This is a genomic window from Malonomonas rubra, from assembly GCF_003247215.1.
Lineage (GTDB): Bacteria > Desulfobacterota > Desulfuromonadia > Desulfuromonadales > Geopsychrobacteraceae > Malonomonas > Malonomonas rubra_A.
Genome location: NZ_QKAP01000085.1, coordinates 1 through 20,420, shown reverse-complemented (window position 1 = coordinate 20,420; position 20,420 = coordinate 1). Strand labels below are relative to the sequence as shown.

Sequence of the window (20,420 nt, the reverse complement as noted above, 5' to 3'; positions counted from 1 at the left end):
ATGTGCAGCTCACTTCCTATCGCTTCCTTCAGACCCTGCCGTTGCCAGCAACGCCCTTGCGATTCGGATTGTCTTCCCCCTGATCGGGGCGACGCTTGCTTCTTTCAGCAAGCCGGGTTTGCCAGCTCCGCTGGGCAAACAACACGAAAGCCGCCGGAAATGATCCGACGGCTTTCTTATTTATGTCACAACATAAGGAACTGCCGTGGTACGTGAACTGTACGCACGGTGGTGTGAGAGCCGAGGGAGGTCACCCTCCCTCGGCTACTTGTTTCCAGCTTTCTACTCGATGTTACTTGCAGGCCTTGCTCCTGGCGCAGTCGGGGTCAGCGCAGTCGACGAGACCGTCGTTGTCATTGTCCTGCCCGTCAGCACAGGTTTTGCCCTTACCTTCGGAGCCGCCTGTGTTACCACCGTCGGTGCAGGCGGGGTCCTTGCGGCAGTCGCGATCAGCGCAGTCAACCTTGCGATCACCGTCGTTGTCGATACCGTCGTTGCAAACCTCAGGCTGGGTCGTGTTGCAGGCGTTGTCTGTGCTGCACTCGCCGTCGGCGCAGTCAATTTTACCGTCGCAGTCGTTGTCGATACCGTCGGAACAGGCCTCAAGCGCTCCAGGATTGATGGTAGCATCGTTGTCGTTACAGTCAACGCTAGTGCCGCAGTTCGACTCGGCAAAGTAACCGTCGCCGTCAGAATCCGTGCAAGGGGTGCCGCCGCAGACGTCAGGGCAGAAGTAACAGGAATCAGTACCGGAATCAAGGTAACCTTTGCCGTCAGCGGTGAGAGGGCCACCACCACTGGGGTCAATATGGCAGAGAGCGCAGCTATAGCTGGTGCCGCAGGTGTCGTTGACGCCATCCATCATCCCCCTGCGAGCGTGGACGACGGAAACAGCGGAAACCGCAAAAATGCCTGTGACTGAGAGTAAAACAATAAACTTTTTCATTTTTCTTTTCATTTTTCTTTGCCTCCTTGCTTCTGGTTAGTGAGAATGCCTGGCAAACTCAAATAGCATGCCACCTTCCCTGTTGACTTTCCCCTCTCCTTTTCGCGGCTAAGCGAAGCTTTTTGAGGGGTTCAGAACTTATTACAAAAGAAATAGCTGTCCGAACGCATGCAACGTTGAGCAGAATATGTGCCACCTGATAATTCTTCTCATAACAGACTAAAAATACTAGGCTAGATAGTTAGTTGGCCATCGCTAATGATATGTTTCCGGTCGTTTAACTCGGTTTAGACAGTCTTATCACTATGACGATGACTCAGGACTGGTGTGATCGGGCCTTGGTCTTTGGCTAAGGCTAAGCAATAGCCAGACAGGTAAAAAAGTAGGAGGAAGCGAGACTGACATATTGGCCATCGGATGGAGGCTGTCAATGCCTCTTACCACAAATCTGAGGCAATGATCAGTCTGACCTAGCCAAAACATCAACTTCCATTGAAAGATCGATCTGTTGGATATAAAAGGCAAAACCGATTGCCTACTTAAAGGGATGAGATATCCAGCAAATTGTATTATTAGAAATTGGCAATCGCGGAGGGCCTCAATTGTGGAGAGAGCTTCTCATGCCTTCCACTGTATTTCCTTCAGATAGAAAGACAATTATCAAAACCTATGATTGGTGCCTCATAAATATGGAATTGTGGTAAAAGCCGAACCCGGGTTCCAATCTCCACAACCTGCCTTCTCATATATTGTTTCTAAATAAGTCGCGAAAGTTCTTAGAAGTTCCTGACATTTTGACGGGGGCTGCAGCAAGACATATCTATGCACCTAATCTACTTGCAAAACCTTATCAAATTGGGAGAGGACCGGGAGAGAATTAGAAAAACTAAAAAGGGACTTACAGCATGTTGCCGTAAGTCCCTTATTTTAATGGCTCCCTCTGCTGGGCTCGAACCAGCGACAATCTGATTAACAGTCAGATGCTCTACCAACTGAGCTAAGAGGGAATAGGATGTTGCGGGGTCGGAATATATGGGATTGCCTCCCCCCTGTCAAGACTTTTTTTACCCACCCTTTTTCAAGTCATTTAAAACCAACTTTGCCGCTGCTTTGAGGGTTTCGAAAACCCCTTCTCCGGTCATTGCGCTGGCTTCCAACTCTGGAACTTTGCGTTCATTGAGCAACTTGCTCAATTCATCTACAGAGGTTAGATCGGGTAAATCACGTTTATTATACTGGATGACAAAGGGAATTTTCTCGATATTAAAACCCTGCTCGGCAAGATTGTCCTTGAGGTTTTCCAGACTTTCGATATTGGCATCAAGTCGCGCTTCCTGCGAATCGGCGACAAATACAACACCGTCAACCCCTTTGAGGATCAATTTCCGTGAGGCATCATAAAAAACCTGGCCTGGGACGGTATAGAGGTGGAAACGGGTTTTGAAACCGCGGATTTCTCCAAGTGCCAACGGCAGAAAATCGAAAAACAGGGTCCGCTCAGTCTCTGTCGCCAGAGAAATCATCTTCCCCTTGGCATCGTTGGCCGTCTTGTTATAGATGTATTGGAGGTTGGTCGTTTTGCCGCACAGACCTGGACCGTAATAGACGATTTTACAATTAATCTCACGCGATGCGTAGTTGATAAAGGACATCAGTGTTTACCTCGATCAGTTGAAAAGATTGTCGATGTCATCATCTGTGATTTCAGCAAAGGGACTGGCAGATGCGGTACCAGCCGCTGCGATTTGCGCCATCGCCTTCTTCGCCAAATCCTCAAATACACCGGCTAAATCGAGACTGGTTTTCTTCACCCGCAAACGTACCAGCCCGAGCGAACTGCGTTGATCGAAAATCACCACCAAAATCACCCGGCCTCCGACGATCGAGATATGGATATTATCCTTTTCCCCCTCATGAAACAGTATGGAGAATTCTTTCTCACCGATCAACTTGGCCAAACCGCCGGTTGCTGCAATATTCCCTGCAGTCAGTGACGCCAGGCTCGTGGTATCGAGATTAGCTGTTTCTCCAGTAGCTGCGATCAACTGACCGTTTTTATCAACCAGAAAAATGACCTTTGAATTCGATTCACGCAGCATCTTTTCGAGTATAGAGAGAATCCGCTGATACTCCTCGTCGTACATGACCAGGGAGGATTGGGGACCAAACATGAATAGTCTCCTTGCTGTAGTTAAACACCAATGATCTGTATATCATTTAAAAAGTCTCATTTCAAGGCGTTTCCAAGCTTTTTTAAAAAAAAACTAATCTGTTTCGTTCCCAAATCAACAGTTCAAAAACAGCCGTTTCAGTTGACTTGCCGGGGGAAATCTTTTAATTATTCAGACAGTAAATCTATTGCTCAAAATTGTAAGCAACAAAGGACCTTTCTTGCAGAAGCCTCTCGAATTACCGGTCGGCCTAAGACGCTGGCGCAACGAACTGTTTTCAGCTCCCCAACAGTACCAAGGGTTTGAAATAGCCCTTCTGGAGGATTGCGATAACGCCTACCGCTTTACAGTGACAGTCGATGCCAGCAAGGTTGCATATGTTCTTACTCGCTTCAGCCGCTTTTTTGACGACGAAGCATTCTTCATTCTCGAACATTATCCAGAGGACTCACTGGCGCTACGCCCCAGCAGCAGCAAAGAGCGCCCAGACCCGGTCGTTCACTATTCTCCCTACCTGCCGACCGGCGAACTGCTCCAACTGATCACACCCTATCTGGAGCGAATGATCCATGACGGCTTCGTCGGTTTCGGTCTGGCCAACAACCGTAAAGGACTTGAACTGTTCTTCTCCGAAGAAAAGGTGATGACCTTCTTCACAGACAATTATCTGCGGCTGTCCGACTTCCTCCATCGACAGCAGATTACCCACAGCGAACGCCTAGTCCTCCCGGCGGACTTCGGTCACGACCACCTGTCGCTGCTCGGCTTTCCCCGCGAACTGTTACCCAACGGGCTAAAGGATTTCTGCGACAGGGACCTCGACTCAAATATTTTCTGCGAAGAACTGATCGAGGGACTGGACATGTACCAGGTCGAGGAAGGCCTCTCCTTCTTCCTTACCTGCAAAGAGCAGGAGCAAATCGCCGAACTAATGCAAAAGGAGCTTCAAGGCGACGAACTAGCAGAGATCGAGTTCGGCAGTTTGCTGCTTGATTGGAGCGATTTTGTTACCGAATGCGAAAACGGCTTCGAAGGCGACCTGTGGGAATACCGCCAAGGGCTGAAGATCCGCGATACCATCCAGGTGGTGATCGAAGTAGCACCACCCGCTTTGGCGGCAAAAATCAGCTCCATCGTCACAGCCCCCGACCAGAATTTCCAAACCACCCTGACCGACCGTCGCAAGAGGCTCGACCCCCCTTCGCTGCCGAAACTACAACAGGAACGCTTCTGGTATCAGGGGATGGTACAGAAGCAAGGAATCGACCTGCGCCGCGACCTGATCCGCCAGGACTGGTTCAAACGTTAACCGTCATGCTGCTGATCATCGCCGCCGTCCCTCTGGAAACAGCCCTGCTGCGTCAGCAGTTACACAATCGTGAGGTAAAAACATTTTCCAACTATCAGATCTTCAGCGGCACCCTCCACGAGGTTCCACTGCTGATCGCCCACGGAGGCGTCGGCCAGAATGCCATGACGCTCCAATTAACCCGCATGTTAATACACTACACACCGCAGGCGGTACTGCTCTGCGGCTGCGGCGGCAGCTATCCTGGCAACGAACTGAAAAACGGTGATTTGGTACTGGCCAGCGAAGAGATCTGCGGCGACCTAGGCGTTGCAACAGAGGACAGATTTATTCCTCTGGAACAACTCGACATCCAGCAACAGCCGATATTGATGCCAGCAATCCAGCAGCGCTTTCCACTGCAATCACCATGGACCGATCTGGCCCGACAAGTTCTTCCAGAAGCCTTGTTCGGCCCATTCGTGACGGTAAACTGCTGCAGCGGCCACCCCGCACTGAGCACCGAACTGCAAGACCGTACTGCTGGAATCTGCGAGAACATGGAAGGAGCCGCAGCAGCACAAGTCTGCGCTGCTTTCGATATCCCCCTTCTGGAACTTCGCGGCATTTCCAACCCAACCGGCACCCGCGACCTACTGCAGTGGAACATTAAACTGGGCGCCGAAGCAGCCCAGACCGGGATGCTGAAGATCCTGCAACACTGGCAAAGAGAACAGGACTAGAGCCATGCAACAGCTGACCCTCGGCTACTCCCCCTGCCCGAACGACACCTTTATCTTTTATGGTCTGGTCCATGGACAGATCTACTGTCCCGGTGTCGAGTTCAAGGAAAGGCTTGAGGATGTCGAAACCCTCAACACGATGGCTCTGGCAGGCGAGCTCGACCTGACCAAAATCTCCTACCATGCGCTAGGCCATTTGCGTACAGACTATTGTCTGCTGCGTAGCGGCGGGGCATTAGGGCGTGGCTGCGGCCCTCTAGTGATCGCCAGACAGAAAACCAATATGCAAAAACTGCGCGGCAAGCGGATCGCCATCCCGGGTCAGCTGACGACTGCCAACCTGTTGCTGCAGCTTTTCGGTGAAGGCTACGAGGATTTACTAATCCTGCCATTCCACCAAATCATGTCGGCGGTAATCGCCGGGGAAGCAGATGCTGGAGTGATCATCCACGAATCGCGCTTCACCTATAATCAAGAAGGTCTGCAACAGGTTCTTGATCTCGGTCAGTGGTGGGAAGAAGATTCCGGTTGTCCAATTCCGCTCGGTGGCATTCTGGCTAGACGTTCACTCGGCGAAGAGTTGATCAAAAGGATCGACGCCTCGCTGCGCGCCAGTGTTGAGTTCGCCTTCGCCAACCCGCAACAACCGAAAAACTACATCAGGCAGCACGCCCAGGAGCTGGATGATGAAATTACCCGCAGCCACATAGCCTTGTACGTCAACGATTTCTCTGTCGACCTCGGCGACGAAGGTGTCCAGGCAGTAGAAACCCTCTTCTCGCGCGCCGAGGCCAGAGGAATTATCCCAGCCTGCAAACTGCCGCTGTTTGCTACATAGATTCTCCCCATGAAATTGACTGTAAAAAAGCGCGTCCTGGACTGGGCGCGCTTTTTCATTTGAGCAAATATTTTATCCGCTGGATTATTGCTGAATATGTACCGCTCGGATAAAGGTGGCGCCGATCGCCTGCTTGACTTTCTCGATGGTTGCTTCATCGGCCGGCGAATCGATGGAAAAGACGACCATCGCCTCTCCAGCTTTCCCGGTCCGACCGAGGCTCATATTGCCTATATTGACATTGGCGTTGCCGAGGATGGTCCCGATCTTGCCGAGCGCTCCCGGCAAATCGGCATAGGACATCACCAGCATATGCTCCTCCGGCTTGAAATCGATATCGAAGTTGCGCATCTTGACGATCTTCGGGATCCCTTCAAACAGGGTGCCGGCGATGGTACGTTTTTTGCCATGCTGCCCTTCCAAGGACAATGTGATCAGGTTGGAAAAGGAATCGGTTTCGGAGGAACGCACCTCTTCGACAGCAATCCCCATCTCGCGAGCCACCATCCCGGCGTTAACCATGTTGATTTCCTGATCAGTGCAGTGGTTAAGCAATGCTGCCAGGCCACACACGGAAAGCGGGGCACAATCGAAACGGGCCAGCTTGCCGTTGTAGGTGAAAGTAACCTTGTTCGGATTCGGCGGCGCCAACTGCGAGATGAATTCGCCGATGATTGAGATCAGCTTCATGTACGGCTTCATGTGCTCCATCAGGTCGGGATCGAAGCGCGGAATATTGACAGCGTTCGACAGCGGTCGACCATCGACATAATTAACAATCTCCTTGCTGACATCGACTGCGACGTTCTTCTGCGCCTCGAAGGTATTCGCTCCCAGGTGCGGAGTGACAAGCATCTTCGGGTGGGCGATCAGTTTTTTCAGGATTTCGCTCTTCGGCGGTTCCTCGCTCCAGACGTCGAAAGCGGCACCTCCGCACTTGCCGCTTTCCAAAGCAGCAAGTATCGCCTTCTCGTTAATAATCCCGCCACGGGCGCAGTTGACGATGAAAACCCCGTCCCGCATCCGCTCAAAATGTTCGGCGTTAATCAGGTTGCGGGTCTCTTCGTTAAGAGGGGTGTGAACGGTGATGATATCGGAGAAACGGATCACATCTTCTAGCGAAACCAGCTTGACTCCAAAATCCTCGGCCCGCTTTTCTGAAATATAGGGATCGTAAGTGATAACGTTGGCCTCGAATGCCCGGCAACGCAGAGCAACGCGGCCACCGACTTTGCCCAGGCCGATCACCCCGACGGTCTTTTCCTTCAACTCATGGCCGGTAAAGGGTGCCCGTTGCCAATCGCCGCTCTTGAGGCTGGCGTTGGCCAAAGTCACGTTGCGACAGAAGGAAAGCAGGATGGCCATGGTATGCTCGGCCGCGGAGTTAACGTTACCATACGGCGCATTAACCACAATGATCCCGCGGCTACTTGCGGCATCAACATCAACATTATCGATTCCTACCCCGGCGCGGGCAATGATTTTCAAGTTTTTTGCATGATCAAGCAACGCCTGGTCAACTTGGGTCATGCTGCGGGTAATGATCGCCTGATAATCCCCGATGACCTGATACAGTTCTTCCTTCGGCAAGCCGACTTTGAAGTCAACCTGAATGCGCGGGTCATCAAGAATTGGCAACAAGCCACTTTGCGAAATCTCATCCGTTACCAATACCTTCATCTTCAATCCTTCTTTCTCACCTTCGCGGCGGTAAGATCAGCTGCAAAAAAGAGGCGATTTTATGCCTATCTCCGCCGGATGTCAATCTGTATACACCTGCCTGGTGGGCTGCTTCAAAGGACCAATCGCACCTCGTCAAGATAAAAAGTTTGGGTCTGTTCAAGCTTGCCGACAAACAAAATCATTCCGGCAACCCGAGAAAGATCCAACTGTCTCCCCCTAGGGGCCTGAGCCACCTCCTGCAGAGGAATTTCCACCTCATTCCAACCGGGCTGGGCAACCAAAGTAGCATTAAAACGATCACTGTAGCGTTGACCGTTGTCACGGTGGAACTGATCATGGATGCGAAAATAATATCTAAATGGCTCCTTCTGTGGATTATAGATATGAAACTGCACTGCCCGGTAACCCCTCCAATCGGCAGGAAAATGACGCAACCAAACTCCCGAATAACGGTTGGTGGTCAGCTCCACCTGCATGGCATTGGAACCGCTGTATACATGTTGTCGATCCAGACGACGAATACAATCCCCCCCCCATCGACTGGCTTCCAGCGGTGTTTCAAATCCCGAAAGCAACGGAAACTGTTGCCAAGCCACCAAGTCGTCAGCGGCAACCTTGACAAAAGGCAGGACCACCCAGAAAACCAAAAATGCGAGTCCTCCGCGCAGCAACCACAGTAGCCTTTTATTTAATTTGGCTTTCCACTCACCGAAAAATGTCAGCACCAACAGACTACCGAGCAGATCATTGCCAAGATCCAGCCAGGATCCCTCGCGCCCGATCAGGGACTGCAACAATTCGGTTGACGCTCCAAGCAGTAGAGACAGCAACAAAGCTTCGCCAACCTTCCTCCACAGAGGCTGCTGCATGCGCCATTGCAAATAAAGCCAGGTCCAAAGCGCAAAGCAGATCAAATGCCCCAGCCCCCACCCCTGATAAAACGTCCTGTAAGAATATGCCTGCGGGCCACCAACAAACAACAAGGCCAGACAAAAAATAGCCAAACCGCTGAACAATATTTGCAAATATTTCTGTCGATTCTTCTTATTCATAAATTTGTCAAGAATTCCGACACACTTGGCCAACCAAGTGGTAACACATTGTTTAAATTAAAAAACATCCCCACCCAGAACAACTTTTAATTTTTCTTATTCGCAAGAAAACATCCTAATTTAACGTGAATAACGTTCGACAATGGCGTCTAATCAGCACCCTCACAAAAAATAGATGGCGCAATTATTGCTAAAAATTTTGTAACTTCAATACCATTAGATTTCACTTGCATGAGGCAGACATATTATACTAGCTTAATGTGTCGTGAGGGGGAGAAAAATCTTTTTCTAGCCTCACGAAGGAGTAGAAAATGGAAAGTCGCCTCAAATATCAGCCAGCCAGAGCCCATCAACGCTTCAAAGCGGCCCATCGCGCCCTCGTCCTTATTGACACAGGCCCCGAATCGCTCCCTTACCACATCATGGATATCAGTGAAAGCGGCCTCTCCTTTCGTTATCTCGGACAAAAGTTGAAGCGTTCTGAAGTAAAAGAGATCAGCCTTTACAATGATTTTGACCTGATCGTTGAAAGCATCCCGGTAAGAGCCGTCTCCGACCACCGCCTGCAGGACAACCTCGTCCCGGTTCGCCGTGGCAGTTTGGCCTTTAGAGACCTATCCCCGGATCAGCGCAGCCAGCTCGGAAAATTTATTCAAAACTACACGGAGGCACCGCTGCCAATCAAGTAGCCAGAGAGCAGAAGATAGATTCACTTCAAACCACCTGATGTTTACAGGTGGTTTTTATTTTTGTACGAAGAAATAACTCCTTTAGTCGTTTGAATTTGACAGCACCCCGTGGCTATTGTAGAGATTAGGAGATATTATAAAAAAATATAATATGATCTGATCGATCTGCCTTGCTGCCTGAGAATAAAATGAAAAACCCACTGATTCTTAAATTCCTGAGCGGACGCGAAGAACGAGTCAATCTTCTACGACCATTTCATCCACACGACAAACAACTCCAGATAGAACTGGTTCGTTGTTCTGAGGAAACACCTGTCCCTTCGGCAGAACTCTGGTACATCATGGTAATCGACCAAAGCGGCTGGCAACTACCCGCCAAAGAAGGGAAACTGGTTGAACATATTGAAACGATTACCGGCGATGAATTAGATTTATTGGTTTCGTCACAAAACTACAAAAGCTGTTTTTTAGGCTTTCCCATCAACACAAATGCTTCTTATCGCAACATTTTCTTCACTTTTCACAGTATCCGGCAGCGCCGTGAAGAACGTCTCTTAAGCGATATTCACGAAGAAAAAGGTTGGCTGCAACAAAACAGGTTACCGGGGGAGAGTTTCCATCCACGAACTGCTCCCCAGTTCGGATGCTTTACGTCGTACCATCAAAGAAAATATGCTTCTGGAAGATCTGCGCGATCAGACAATCGAGAACTGCATGCGAACACTGCTGATGGACAGGATTGGCAAAGTAAGGACAGGCATACTGATATGGAACAGGTCCTTCGCCTTTGCATGTAGTGTAAAAACCGCCGAAAGAAAAGATCAAATGCCAGACCACACCCCCCAACTTCCGAAACGACAACGGCTCAAACTGCAGGTGCTGCTACCGATAAGCCTCGGCCTGCTGGTTTTACTCGCCTTATACGCCGTCTCGACTTTCTGGTTCCTAAATCGACAGGTTGAAAGGGAGTTGGAGCATAAGATCTCCGAAATCAATTACTCCTTCAACAACATGCTTGAGCAACGCGCACAAATCATGCTTGTGCAGTTAGAGCAATTGGCCGAATCGAAAGAACTTCAACGACTGATGCTGCGACGAGACCGGCAGGAGCTGCTCAATGCAACGCAAGCGACCTTCGAGAAACTGCTCCAGCATCTACATATTTCTCACTTTTATTTCCACAACCCCGACCGAACAGTCTTCCTGCGGGTTCATAAGCCATCAAAATATGGTGACTACATTTCGCGCTATGGGCTCCAAAAAGCGGCAAAGAGCCATCATTCAACCAGCGGCATGGAACTTGGCCCGCTGGGCACTTTCACCCTGCGCACAGTGCTCCCCTGGTACCAAGAGAACAAACTCCTCGGCTATCTGGAACTAGGCGAAGAAGTCGATCTGTTGATCAGCAAATTCTTTCAGTTCGACAAAACCGTTCTAACCTTCACCATCAATAAGAAATTTCTCAACCACAAAGAATGGGCTATCGGCATGGAAATGCTCGGCAAAGATCCTGCCAGCTGGAACCTGCTGCCAGACAGGGTGGTGATCCAGACATCCAGCCCGGAACTTTTATCGAGCATTTCCAACCTTCTTACCAAAGACGGAACCCGTTTCAACAATACCGTCAAATTTACCGCCGACGGGAACAGTTATCTTGCCCGTTTTCAGCCTTTGCACGATTTCTCCGGTCGCCAAGTCGGCGACTTTCTACTGGTATCCGACATTACAACAACCGTGTCCGATTACTGGCGGACCGTTTTTGTGTTCGCCAGTCTCTACCTGACTGCTGCTGGCGCTTTCCTGTTTTCTACGACGATTTTCCTGGGACGCACAGAAAAAGCGCTGAAAACATCTAACAAGCAATTGGTTGATGAAATGCTCAAAGTGCACAAGAGCAACATCATGCTTGAAAAAGAAGTCAACGAGCGAAAAACTGCCGAAAAGGCCCTCAGCAAAATTCAAGACGAACTGGAAGAGCGCGTTACCGAACGAACCGAACAGCTCTGGTTATCCTTGGAACAGACACAGCAGGTCCGCAAACAACTCAACGATATCGTCACTTCGGTACCGGATGGTCTGATCGTCACCGATCTGGATGGTCAGATTCTGCTGCTCAACCAGCAGGCAGAGAAAATGTTTCAGTGTTCGGCAACCGACAGCATTGGCCACCCGCTACGCAGCATAATCCATGACCCCGCTATTGCCCAAAAAATGGAAGAAGCTCTGCAACAGCAACTAAGCGGCCTTCGCTTCGATGTAGTGCAGATCGCCGCCGACTTGCAGACCATCATGTCTCTCCAAATCCGTACTTCAAACCTGACCGACCGGCAGGGCAAGTCGATTGGACTGATCTTCCTGATCCACGACATCAGCCAGGAACGGGAAATAGAACGGTTGAAGAGCGAATTCATTACCACCGCAGTCCACGAATTGAGCACACCGTTGACCGCAATCCTCGGTTTCTCTGAATTTTTGCTGGAGAATAAAGAGCTGAGCAAAGAGGAAGAAGGGGAATTCTTGTCGATCATCAACGAGAAAGCCGATTTCCTCTCTGGTCTGGTCGGTGAGTTGCTCGATATCAGCCGGATTGAATCGGGTAAGCCCTTGCCGCTACAAAAAGAATTTTATTCCGCCCAGGAATTGTTTGAGAAACCGATCCAACATCTGAATCAATTATCGGAAGATCACAGTATCACTATTTGTCTGCACTCGCCCGACAGTAAACTGCTGGCGGACAAGGAAAAAATCTGGCAGGTAATGGAAAATCTTTGCAGCAATGCCATCAAATACTCACCAAGCGGCAGCGCCATTCGAATCACCGGACAGGCAACTGAAAACAGCTACCGGGTGACCGTCAGCGATCAGGGAGTGGGACTGACTAAAGATCAAACCACCAAGGTCTTTGAAAAATTCTACCGCTGCAACCAGACCGATACAGCAGTCGGTGGTACCGGTCTGGGACTGACCATCGTCAAGCACATAATCGAAGGCCACAACGGCCAAATCTGGGTCGAAAGCGAACTCGGGCAGGGAACAAAGGTCCATTTTGTGCTGCCACTAAAAAGCTGAATAAATATTTCGGTAAAAACAAAAACCACCGATTCCCGTAGCAATTGGCGGTTTTTATTTTCCAGAATCTGCTTATCACGGTAACAACTTAGACCGATTGAATCTCGATGCACAGACAATCGGCTTCGGCATAAACTTTTTCTTTGCCGTCCCACACCTTGCCTCGGACCAGCACCTTGCGGCCATCAACCGAAACGATCTCGGTATCCACCTGCACCACCTGCAGAATCGGTAACAAGCAGCGGAAATTTACGTTCAGATTGGCGACGACAATCGCGTGTCCGGCTGCCCAGGCGGACAGCCCCAACACCTCATCCAGCACCGCCGCTAGACTGCCTCCGTGAGCATGTCCCGGAGGCCCCTCGGTTTCCGGGCCGAACCAGACCCGTGCAACCAGCGACCGGTCGGACTTGAGATAATACCGAGTGCGAAAACGCTCCCCCTCAGGATCGCCGGAAACGAAGCGCAGTGAACTGCCGACCAGCGCCGGAGCGTCAAACATCTGCCAATTTTTTTCTCCACTGAGATCTACTTCGAACATATTACCCTCACAGCAAAAGGCCGGGATGCAACCCGGCCCTCCAGTTCAAGTACTACTACGATGGTGGCCAAACGATACTAACCGTTGTTCTTCTTGAATTCTTCCATAAAGCCTGCCAGCGTCTCGACCCCTACCATCGGCATGGCGTTGTAAATCGATGCGCGGATACCGCCTACACTACGATGCCCTTTAAGCGCGTATAGGCCTGCTGCTCCAGCCTTCTTAAGGAACTGGGCTTCAAGTTCAGGAGTCGGCAGTTTAAAGCTGACATTCATGGTGCCCCGAAATTCCGGCTGAATGACCCCGCGAAAATAATCGGTGCTGTCGATCAAATCGTAGAGCACTTTAGCCTTGGCTTCGTTCTGTTTCTGGATTGCTGCAACGCCGCCCTGCTCGAGCAACCACTCCAACACCAGACCGGTCACATAAATAGCAAAAGTGTTGGCGGTGTTAGTCAGCGAGTTGTCCTGGTCGGCCAGGGTGTAGTTGAGCAGTGGCGGGGTTTGCTCCGAAGCATGACCGAGCAGATCTTCGCGAATCACCACGATCGCCGCCCCCGAGGGTCCCAGGTTCTTCTGCATGCCGGCGTAAATACAGCCGAACTTGCTGTAATCGATCTCACGGGACAGGATCTCCGAAGTCTGGTCGGCAATCAGCGGTACATTGCCGGTTTCCGGGAAGCTGTTGTAACGGGAGCCGTAAATGGTGTTGTTGCTGGTGATGTGCAGGTAAGCGGCATCCTGATCAATCATCTCCGGAGTAACCTGCGGAATCCGATCATAGTTGGTGTCAGCGCTACTGGCGATCACCTTGACATCGCAGAAAGCCTTGGCATCCTTGTTGGCCAGCTTCGCGAAATTACCGCTTTCCACGTAGAGACATTTCTTGCTGGCGACGCGACCGGCCAGGTTCATCGGCAGGGCCGAAAACTGCATCCGTGCACCACCATGAATAAAAAGAACCTTGTAGTTTTCTTGCAGGTTAGTCAACTTGCGAAAATCTTCCTGCGCCTTCAGCAGCACCTGCTCGAATTCTTTGGTCCGGTGGCTGATCTCGATGAGGGAAACACCCATCCCTTTAAAATCGAGCCATGCTTCCTGGATTTTCAGCATGACCGACTCCGGCAACATCGCCGGGCCAGCACCGAAATTGTATACCTTCGCCATTGTTATGATCTCCTTAGTTTTCAGATTGAATTTAAATGATTCGTGCGCTGACCACGCCATCGATCGCTTCCAACTCCCCGATTAGACCTGCGGCCGGCTCGCGCTCGATATCGATCAGGTTATAGGCAATCTCGCCGCGACTCTTGTTAATCATGTCAGCCACGTTCTGGTCATGGTCGGCGAGAACCGAAAGAATCTGACCAAGCATTTTCGGGACGTTCTTGTTGATGATGGCCAGACGGCAAACCCCGCTGCGTTCCAAGTGGGTATTCGGAAAGTTGACCGAATTTTTGATATTGCCGTTCTCGAGAAAGTCGACCAACTGATCAGCGATCATTATTGCGCAATTATCCTCTGCCTCAGCCGTACTGGCACCGAGGTGCGGCAACTGGATGGCATTGTCGCGACCGAGCAGTTCCGGCATCGGGAAGTCAGTAATGTAGCTGCGTAGCTTGCCGGAATCGAGCGCCTCTACAATCGCCGGGGTATCGACCAGCTTTTCACGCGAAAAGTTGAGCAACACCGCACCCGGCTTGAAGCTCCTAATCAATTCCCGATTGATCAGATTGCGGGTTGCTTCCAACACCGGCAGATGCAGGGTCACGTAATCCGATTTGGAGAGCAGGGTCTGCATGTGCTCGACCCTTTCGATATCACACGACAGACGCCAGGCAGCCTCGACGGACAGTGCCGGATCGAGCCCCAGTACCTTCATGCCGAGCATCAGGCCGGTCTCCGCAACCAGTGAACCGATCGCCCCTAAGCCGACCACACCCAAGGTTTTTCCGCACAGTTCACTGCCTCCATACTGCTTCTTGCCATCTTCAACCAGCGTGTGCAGTTCAGCCTCAGTCAGACCCGGCCCTTTCTCTTTCACATATTTGATGCCACCGATTATATCGCGTCCGGCCAGCAGCAGGCTTGCAATGACCAGTTCCTTAACCGCATTGGCGTTGGCGCCCGGCGCGTTGAAAACCACCACCCCCCGTTCGGTACAGTTTTCGACCGGAATATTGTTGACTCCCGCACCAGCGCGCCCGATGGAGATCACCGAAGCGGCGATTGTTTCCGGTGTCAACTTGTAACTACGCAACAAAATCGCATCGGGATTGCCGATTTCTGAAGCCACTTCATACTTTTCGCGGGAAAATTTTTCTAGGCCCTGGACCGAGATCTTGTTGTGCGTCAGGATTTTGTACATAGACTCATCCAGAGGGGCATGGGGAATAGTCCCTAAAACAAGAAAAAAACAGGGTTTCGAACGGTTCTACACTGGATCCGAAACCCTGTCAATCACAGGCTGACTACTTAACGATTTTCAAACGCCCTTTACCAGAACCACCACCGGGCGGTTTATCCGGATCGGGCTTCGGATTGTGAGTCTTTAACGGCTCCGGCGGTGGCTCCCCGCCAATCTGAGGCAGCGTCCCCTCCAACAGCATCTTCTCCACTGCCCTGGCAATGGTCAGACACTGCTTCATGCAAATCTTGTACGCCGGGCACATGGGGCAATCGGCCTCGCCACCAGCAGCTTTGAGACTGTGCACCAGTAGTTCAACACTATCAAGTTGCGACAAAGGAACAAAGTACATAGAAATCCTCGAACAATTTGTTTATCAGCTCGCCATCTCCCGGCCAGCCACTTCGGCAAAGGCCCTCAACTTGGTCATCATCGCAGCAAAATCAGCCGGCCGCAACGATTGCGGGCCATCACTGGACGCTTGTTCCGGACAGGGATGAACTTCTACTAACAGGCCGTCGGCCCCCGCTGCAGCAGCAGCATAACACATCGAAGGGACCAGTTGCGAATGACCGGTGGCGTGGGAGGGGTCAATCATCACCGGTAGATGAGTCTGCTGCTTGAGAACTGGCACTGCAGAGATATCGAGGGTGTTGCGGGTCGCGGTTTCGAAAGTCCGGATGCCTCGCTCGCAGAGAATCACCCGCCTATTCCCCTCAGAGAGGATATACTCGGCACTCATCAGAAATTCCTGAATCGTAACCGCCATGCCCCGCTTGAGCAGAATCGGCTTATCGAGTTGGCCGAGCATCTTCAGCAGGGCGAAGTTCTGGGTGTTGCGAGCACCGACCTGCATGACATCGGCATATTTTGCAACCAACTCGACATCGCGCGGGTTGACCACCTCGGTGACGATCGGCAGACCGGTCAGTTCACGCGCCTCAACGAGCAACTTCAACCCTTCCTCCTCCATCCCCTGAAAAGAGTAGGGGCTGGTGCGCGGCTTGAAGGCACCACCACGAAGCATGCGGGCGCCAGCCTTTTTGACTTCGACGGCTGTTTCGCAGATTTGCTGTTGGCTCTCTACCGAACAGGGTCCCGCCCCAACGACAAACTCTTTGCCACCGATGACGAGCCCCGGAACGATATCGATCTCACTCGGATCCGGCTGCACTTCCCGGCTGGCCAACTTGTATGGTTTCAGAATCGGGACCACATTTTCGACACCTGGCATCGACTCGATGATCTGCAACTTCTCCTTGCCGCGCTCATCACCGACAGCACCGACCACATTACGGATTTCACCGTGAATAACATGTGGCTGGTAGCCGAGGGCGATAATCTTCTTTTCGACTTCTTCCAGTTCCTCCTGCGAGGCACCTTTTTTCATAACAATAATCATCTGCTTACTCCTTTAGTCGTCTCGACAGTAAAGGCAAAAGGCCGCCCGATTCTCCCGGCGGCCTTTGATTTTCAATATTAAAAAAAGAAAACCATGGGAGAACCGGTTGCCGTCCTGCCATGGTTTTGTGTGATCCGAAGGTGCTTACTCCCTACAGACAGCATTCCGTGGCAGACGGCTTAAAAAAGCCGAAAAACCAAAAGAAAAAAATGCTAAAGAAAGAAAAGTAAGTCATTCTTTGTTCACCTATACGTTTAAATTTCCGGCAGTCTAAACGCGAATCGTGCGCCTATGCAAGTTTTTTCTTCTCCGGGAATGATTTCCTCAACCGTCAATACAGATCCTCGAGCTGAGGCCTCACCGCGATCATAAACTGTTCAACCCAGCGATCAACATTGTTGCGACGCACCTCACTCCGCAGCTGGCGCATCCGCTGGCGGCGCTCTTCTTCATCCATCGAAAACGCCTGCCAGATCGTGTCCGCTGTCCCTTCGATATCAAAAGGGTTGACCAATAACGCATGCTGCCCGAGCTGGGCCGAGGCACCGGCAAACTCACTTAGGATCAGTACCCCATTCTCCTCAATCGAGGCGGCACAAAATTCTTTGGCGACCAGATTCATGCCATCGCGCAGCGGTGAAATCAACGCAATCTCACAACTGCGATAATGAGCCAGCAGCTGAGTCCGATCGAGGCTGCGGTAAAGATAGTGGATCGGCACCCAGCCATGTTCGCTGAAGCGAGCATTAATCCGCCCGACCAGCCGGTCAAGTTCCTCCTTGAGGCTAATGTATTCCGGCACTTGCGCTCGGCTCGGCACTACCACCTGAATCAGGGTCGCCTGCCGACACAGGTCAGGGTACTTCTCTAGGGCTCGCTCGAAGGCGAGCAACCGCTTCGAAATCCCTTTTGTATAATCGAGTCGATCAACGCCAAGAAACAACTGCCGCCCCTGGTAATGTTCATGCAGGTACCAGGCTTCGTCGGCAACCTGTTGTTGGCGAGCCCCCTGATTGAACTCTTCGAAATCGATGCTAATCGGAAAGTTACCAACCGTAACCTGTCGATTACCAAAATCGAGATAGGTCACGCGCCGGCGAATATCGGCGGTGACCTGCGGATAGAGTTCACGCACGCTGGCCACAAAATTCCGCCTATCACGTAAAGTCTGGAAACCGAGTAGATCATACTGCAGCAGACCGTCCAGCATTTTCTTTTTCCACGGCAATCGACGGAACAGATCGAAAGAAGGAAAGGGAATATGCAGAAAATATGCGAGCCGGTTGCGCACCCCGAGCGCACGAAGCTGGGCACCGACCAACGCCAACTGGTAATCATGCACCCAGATCAACTGATCGTCGAGCAGCTGATCGACAATGGCCACAGCAAACTTTTCATTGACCTGCTGATAACGCTGCCAAGTTGCCAGTTCGAACTTGGTACGACCGAGTAGATCATGAAACAGCGGCCAGATCGTTTCGTTGGAAAAACCCTGATAATAGAGTTCGACATCCTCTTCGGTTAACGGCACCCCGGCTAGGCGATAACCATGTTGCTCGGCAAACCGCTCAAACAGTTCAGCGTAAGGAGCCGCTTTAGCAGCACTCCCGGGCCAGCCGATCCAAAGGCCATTCACACGTCGCATTACCGGCTCAAGGGCGGTCACCAGGCCACCGGCTGCCGGACCGATCTGCCACTCGTCCCCGATCTTCTCAACAACCAGCGGTAACCGATTCGACACCACGATCATCGACCCGTCCACCTGACTAACCACAATCCTCTCCTCTCTTTTCCAGCCACTGCTGAAAAAACCAGAGCAGTTCGTGCGGCGGCTGCAACCAAAGATCAGCCGCGGTCTCACGCTTTTGGTCACGCACCAGTACCTTCAACCCCCTGCCAGGAAGCGCCCGGAACGCATCCTCATCGGTCAGGTCATCCCCGAGATAGGCAATGATCGCCGATGGGTCGATCTCCCCCAGCAATTCTTTCACCGCCGTTCCCTTGTCAACGCCAACACATCGCAACTCGATCCCTCCATCAAAATCGTGCAACTGCAGGTCGGCGTTCAGTTCCAAACGCTGCCACTGCTGGATCAGCGGTTGCATCTGCTCTTTCTGCGATTCAGACAAACCGCGCCAGTGTAGCGCCACGGAAACCGGTTTACGTTCCAGTTTTTTGCCATAGCCGGCCTGTTTCACAAGCCATTCGGCTTCTCTGAGTGAAGTTTCCGCATCTTCAGGCAAATCAACTTGCAGAACCTCCCTGCCGGGCAAGCGCCGCTGCCAGCCATGGCAGCCCCACAACTCTGGAGCAGGGGTCATCCCAAGACAATGTTCCAAACTTGCCACTTCACGGCCACTGATAATCACCAACCGGGTCTCTGCGCTCAGCACAATCTTTTCCAGCAAAGGCACCACCCCCGGATAAGGTCTCGCCTGTTGCGGATCGACCACAAAAGGAGAGAGAGTGCCGTCAAAGTCGAGCAGCAGCAAAGCCTGATCAGCCAAACTCAACTCGTCCCAGAAAGATGTCAGATCAAATTTCTTGGAAATGATTTCCATAACAAGTAGTAACTAGAAGACAATCAAAGAACGCCTTCCTCAATGCAGGAAAGCCCCATACTTCAGGAACAAAAAGCTAACTAATTGAATTCTATGAAAAAGGATAACAACTTTGACTTCATGCGCAAGCTGCTGAGAAAAGAGAACCAAGCTGCCACGATTTTTTCTTGACACTCGCATGCCCATTCGTTATAAACGGGTCTCGTTTCGCCCAGATAGCTCAGTCGGTAGAGCAGAGGACTGAAAATCCTCGTGTCGGCAGTTCGATTCTGTCTCTGGGCACCAGTAATATTAAAGGGTTACGCTTACAGGCGTAGCCCTTTTTATTTAATGGCACACTCCTGGTACACTAGCCAGCCCCCCCCCATAAACTGCAATAATTACCGGTACGTAAGAAAGTCGAAAAAGCTAGCTCCAGCGCCGCCCATTCCACCTTAATATTTGAGGGGGGAGGCAAGAAAGACTGGAATTGCCGGGTTTGTGTCGTAAAAAAGAGAGCTTCAAAACTCCATTCTTTTAAAGCGGGGAAGCTATCTGGTAATTTGTACTGCTTTGCGGGATTAGCAAGAAAGCTGAGAATAGGCTTTAGGGTGATTGCCGAAATCCCGCAAGACAACAATCAAGACGCCTACCAATTATGATTTCCCTCGTCAGGAACTCCTGAGGTCTTTTGCGACTCATTTTGAAGCAATATTTGAAACCCCAGCTAGATGGTGCAGGTTCTAGATCCAGGCAACCGCCAGAACTCCATAGATTTGCGAATTACTTCAAGGCAATATTGTTTATTTGCTTTGTTGGGCTGTTCTTCCGTATGCGATTCCTAGTTTCGTCATCTTATTGCGCAGAGTACTCGGGTTGATACCTAGCAATTCCGCGGCACCATTGGCTCCGTGTACTTTTCCGCCGGTCATTTCAAGGATCCTGTTGATGTGCTGTTTCAGCACATCGTCCAGCTTTAATAAGCCTGGATAGGTTTTCACCTGCTCCGCCACTTCCGTTTTTTTGGCCAGGCAAGGAAAAACACAGCCGCA

19 protein-coding genes and 2 tRNA genes are annotated in these 20,420 nt (G+C 51.2%); 7 read left to right on the top strand and 14 right to left on the bottom strand.

Annotated features, from left to right (window positions below):
- Nucleotides 1-292: 292 nt before the first annotated feature.
- The 4 genes from Q7J88_RS09110 to Q7J88_RS09095 form a co-directional block, all read right to left on the bottom strand.
- A complete protein-coding gene (locus Q7J88_RS09110) occupies nt 293-958 on the bottom strand; it encodes a putative metal-binding motif-containing protein (RefSeq protein ID WP_303721862.1) in 666 nt (221 codons plus the stop codon).
- A gap of 919 nt (nt 959-1,877) precedes the next feature.
- Nucleotides 1,878-1,953, bottom strand: a tRNA-Asn gene (locus tag Q7J88_RS09105).
- A 57-nt stretch (nt 1,954-2,010) separates the two neighbouring features.
- Nucleotides 2,011-2,598 (bottom strand): ATP/GTP-binding protein, encoded by a 588-nt coding sequence (locus tag Q7J88_RS09100; RefSeq protein WP_303721861.1) that lies wholly within the window; start codon nt 2,596-2,598, stop codon nt 2,011-2,013.
- A gap of 15 nt (nt 2,599-2,613) precedes the next feature.
- Complete coding sequence (locus tag Q7J88_RS09095; RefSeq protein ID WP_303721860.1) at nt 2,614-3,117, bottom strand: roadblock/LC7 domain-containing protein; 504 nt, start codon at nt 3,115-3,117, stop codon at nt 2,614-2,616.
- A 220-nt stretch (nt 3,118-3,337) separates the two neighbouring features.
- On the opposite strand from Q7J88_RS09095, the gene Q7J88_RS09090 reads away from it, so the two are divergent.
- Genes Q7J88_RS09090 through Q7J88_RS09080 form a run of 3 tightly spaced genes read left to right on the top strand, consistent with a single transcriptional unit; the run spans nt 3,338 to nt 5,986 of the window.
- Nucleotides 3,338-4,426 (top strand): hypothetical protein, encoded by a 1,089-nt coding sequence (locus Q7J88_RS09090; RefSeq protein WP_303721859.1) that lies wholly within the window; start codon nt 3,338-3,340, stop codon nt 4,424-4,426.
- Nucleotides 4,427-4,431: 5 nt separating this feature from the next.
- Nucleotides 4,432-5,148: a futalosine hydrolase gene (mqnB, locus tag Q7J88_RS09085; protein WP_303721858.1), complete on the top strand. Its 717-nt coding sequence runs from the start codon at nt 4,432-4,434 to the stop codon at nt 5,146-5,148.
- A gap of 4 nt (nt 5,149-5,152) precedes the next feature.
- Nucleotides 5,153-5,986, top strand: coding sequence for a menaquinone biosynthesis family protein (locus Q7J88_RS09080; protein ID WP_303721857.1), 834 nt, complete (start codon nt 5,153-5,155; stop codon nt 5,984-5,986).
- 84 nt (nt 5,987-6,070) lie between these two features.
- Here the strand turns inward: Q7J88_RS09080 and serA are convergent, their stop codons facing one another.
- Both serA and Q7J88_RS09070 read right to left on the bottom strand, forming a co-directional pair.
- On the bottom strand, nt 6,071-7,666 hold the full coding sequence (gene serA / locus Q7J88_RS09075) for a phosphoglycerate dehydrogenase (RefSeq protein WP_303721856.1): 1,596 nt from the start codon (nt 7,664-7,666) through the stop codon (nt 6,071-6,073).
- Nucleotides 7,667-7,779: 113 nt separating this feature from the next.
- A complete protein-coding gene (locus Q7J88_RS09070) occupies nt 7,780-8,538 on the bottom strand; it encodes a CIA30 family protein (protein ID WP_303721855.1) in 759 nt (252 codons plus the stop codon).
- 494 nt (nt 8,539-9,032) lie between these two features.
- Between Q7J88_RS09070 and Q7J88_RS09065 the strand changes: the two genes are divergently transcribed.
- From Q7J88_RS09065 to Q7J88_RS09055, 3 genes are all read left to right on the top strand, one after another.
- Nucleotides 9,033-9,410 (top strand): PilZ domain-containing protein, encoded by a 378-nt coding sequence (locus tag Q7J88_RS09065; RefSeq protein ID WP_303721854.1) that lies wholly within the window; start codon nt 9,033-9,035, stop codon nt 9,408-9,410.
- A gap of 188 nt (nt 9,411-9,598) precedes the next feature.
- Nucleotides 9,599-10,207, top strand: a complete 609-nt coding sequence (locus tag Q7J88_RS09060; protein ID WP_303721853.1) for a hypothetical protein — start codon at nt 9,599-9,601, stop codon at nt 10,205-10,207.
- Between the two features lie 28 nt (nt 10,208-10,235).
- Nucleotides 10,236-12,479: an ATP-binding protein gene (locus tag Q7J88_RS09055; RefSeq protein WP_303721852.1), complete on the top strand. Its 2,244-nt coding sequence runs from the start codon at nt 10,236-10,238 to the stop codon at nt 12,477-12,479.
- An 88-nt stretch (nt 12,480-12,567) separates the two neighbouring features.
- On the opposite strand, the gene Q7J88_RS09050 is transcribed toward Q7J88_RS09055, so the two are convergent.
- From Q7J88_RS09050 to otsB, 7 genes are all read right to left on the bottom strand, one after another.
- Entirely contained in the window at nt 12,568-13,020 is a 453-nt protein-coding gene (locus tag Q7J88_RS09050; RefSeq protein ID WP_303721851.1) for a PaaI family thioesterase, read from the bottom strand.
- A 77-nt stretch (nt 13,021-13,097) separates the two neighbouring features.
- Entirely contained in the window at nt 13,098-14,186 is a 1,089-nt protein-coding gene (serC, locus tag Q7J88_RS09045; protein WP_303721850.1) for a 3-phosphoserine/phosphohydroxythreonine transaminase, read from the bottom strand.
- 31 nt (nt 14,187-14,217) lie between these two features.
- A complete protein-coding gene (locus Q7J88_RS09040) occupies nt 14,218-15,387 on the bottom strand; it encodes a phosphoglycerate dehydrogenase (protein ID WP_303721849.1) in 1,170 nt (389 codons plus the stop codon).
- A gap of 103 nt (nt 15,388-15,490) precedes the next feature.
- Nucleotides 15,491-15,778 (bottom strand): hypothetical protein, encoded by a 288-nt coding sequence (locus tag Q7J88_RS09035; RefSeq protein WP_303721848.1) that lies wholly within the window; start codon nt 15,776-15,778, stop codon nt 15,491-15,493.
- Nucleotides 15,779-15,802: 24 nt separating this feature from the next.
- Nucleotides 15,803-16,828, bottom strand: a complete 1,026-nt coding sequence (gene aroF, locus Q7J88_RS09030) for a 3-deoxy-7-phosphoheptulonate synthase (protein WP_303721847.1) — start codon at nt 16,826-16,828, stop codon at nt 15,803-15,805.
- Between the two features lie 331 nt (nt 16,829-17,159).
- The gene (locus tag Q7J88_RS09025; RefSeq protein WP_303721846.1) at nt 17,160-18,602 is read right to left on the bottom strand and encodes a trehalose-6-phosphate synthase; all 1,443 of its coding nucleotides are present in this window, start codon (nt 18,600-18,602) and stop codon (nt 17,160-17,162) included.
- A complete protein-coding gene (otsB, locus tag Q7J88_RS09020; protein ID WP_303721845.1) occupies nt 18,595-19,389 on the bottom strand; it encodes a trehalose-phosphatase in 795 nt (264 codons plus the stop codon). The genes Q7J88_RS09025 and otsB overlap by 8 nt, the downstream gene beginning before the upstream one ends.
- A gap of 209 nt (nt 19,390-19,598) precedes the next feature.
- On the opposite strand from otsB, the gene Q7J88_RS09015 reads away from it, so the two are divergent.
- Nucleotides 19,599-19,674: transfer RNA gene (locus Q7J88_RS09015), tRNA-Phe, on the top strand.
- Between the two features lie 497 nt (nt 19,675-20,171).
- Here Q7J88_RS09015 and Q7J88_RS09010 read toward each other — a convergent pair.
- Nucleotides 20,172-20,420, bottom strand: a 249-nt coding sequence (locus Q7J88_RS09010) for a helix-turn-helix domain-containing protein (RefSeq protein WP_303721844.1), incomplete at its 5' end; no start/stop codon positions are given.

Coding starts and splice junctions, on each gene's coding strand:
- Q7J88_RS09040 (WP_303721849.1), bottom strand. CDS start 15,387: ATGTACAAAATCCTGACGCACAACAAGATCTCGGTCCAGGGCCTAGAA.
- Q7J88_RS09035 (WP_303721848.1), bottom strand. CDS start 15,778: ATGTACTTTGTTCCTTTGTCGCAACTTGATAGTGTTGAACTACTGGTG.
- Q7J88_RS09060 (WP_303721853.1), top strand. CDS start 9,599: ATGAAAAACCCACTGATTCTTAAATTCCTGAGCGGACGCGAAGAACGA.
- Q7J88_RS09050 (WP_303721851.1), bottom strand. CDS start 13,020: ATGTTCGAAGTAGATCTCAGTGGAGAAAAAAATTGGCAGATGTTTGAC.
- Q7J88_RS09080 (WP_303721857.1), top strand. CDS start 5,153: ATGCAACAGCTGACCCTCGGCTACTCCCCCTGCCCGAACGACACCTTT.
- otsB (WP_303721845.1), bottom strand. CDS start 19,389: ATGGAAATCATTTCCAAGAAATTTGATCTGACATCTTTCTGGGACGAG.
- Q7J88_RS09100 (WP_303721861.1), bottom strand. CDS start 2,598: ATGTCCTTTATCAACTACGCATCGCGTGAGATTAATTGTAAAATCGTC.
- mqnB (WP_303721858.1), top strand. CDS start 4,432: ATGCTGCTGATCATCGCCGCCGTCCCTCTGGAAACAGCCCTGCTGCGT.
- Q7J88_RS09055 (WP_303721852.1), top strand. CDS start 10,236: ATGCCAGACCACACCCCCCAACTTCCGAAACGACAACGGCTCAAACTG.
- Q7J88_RS09065 (WP_303721854.1), top strand. CDS start 9,033: ATGGAAAGTCGCCTCAAATATCAGCCAGCCAGAGCCCATCAACGCTTC.
- serC (WP_303721850.1), bottom strand. CDS start 14,186: ATGGCGAAGGTATACAATTTCGGTGCTGGCCCGGCGATGTTGCCGGAG.
- Q7J88_RS09070 (WP_303721855.1), bottom strand. CDS start 8,538: ATGCAGCAGCCTCTGTGGAGGAAGGTTGGCGAAGCTTTGTTGCTGTCT.
- aroF (WP_303721847.1), bottom strand. CDS start 16,828: ATGATTATTGTTATGAAAAAAGGTGCCTCGCAGGAGGAACTGGAAGAA.
- Q7J88_RS09110 (WP_303721862.1), bottom strand. CDS start 958: ATGAAAAGAAAAATGAAAAAGTTTATTGTTTTACTCTCAGTCACAGGC.
- Q7J88_RS09095 (WP_303721860.1), bottom strand. CDS start 3,117: ATGTTTGGTCCCCAATCCTCCCTGGTCATGTACGACGAGGAGTATCAG.
- serA (WP_303721856.1), bottom strand. CDS start 7,666: ATGAAGGTATTGGTAACGGATGAGATTTCGCAAAGTGGCTTGTTGCCA.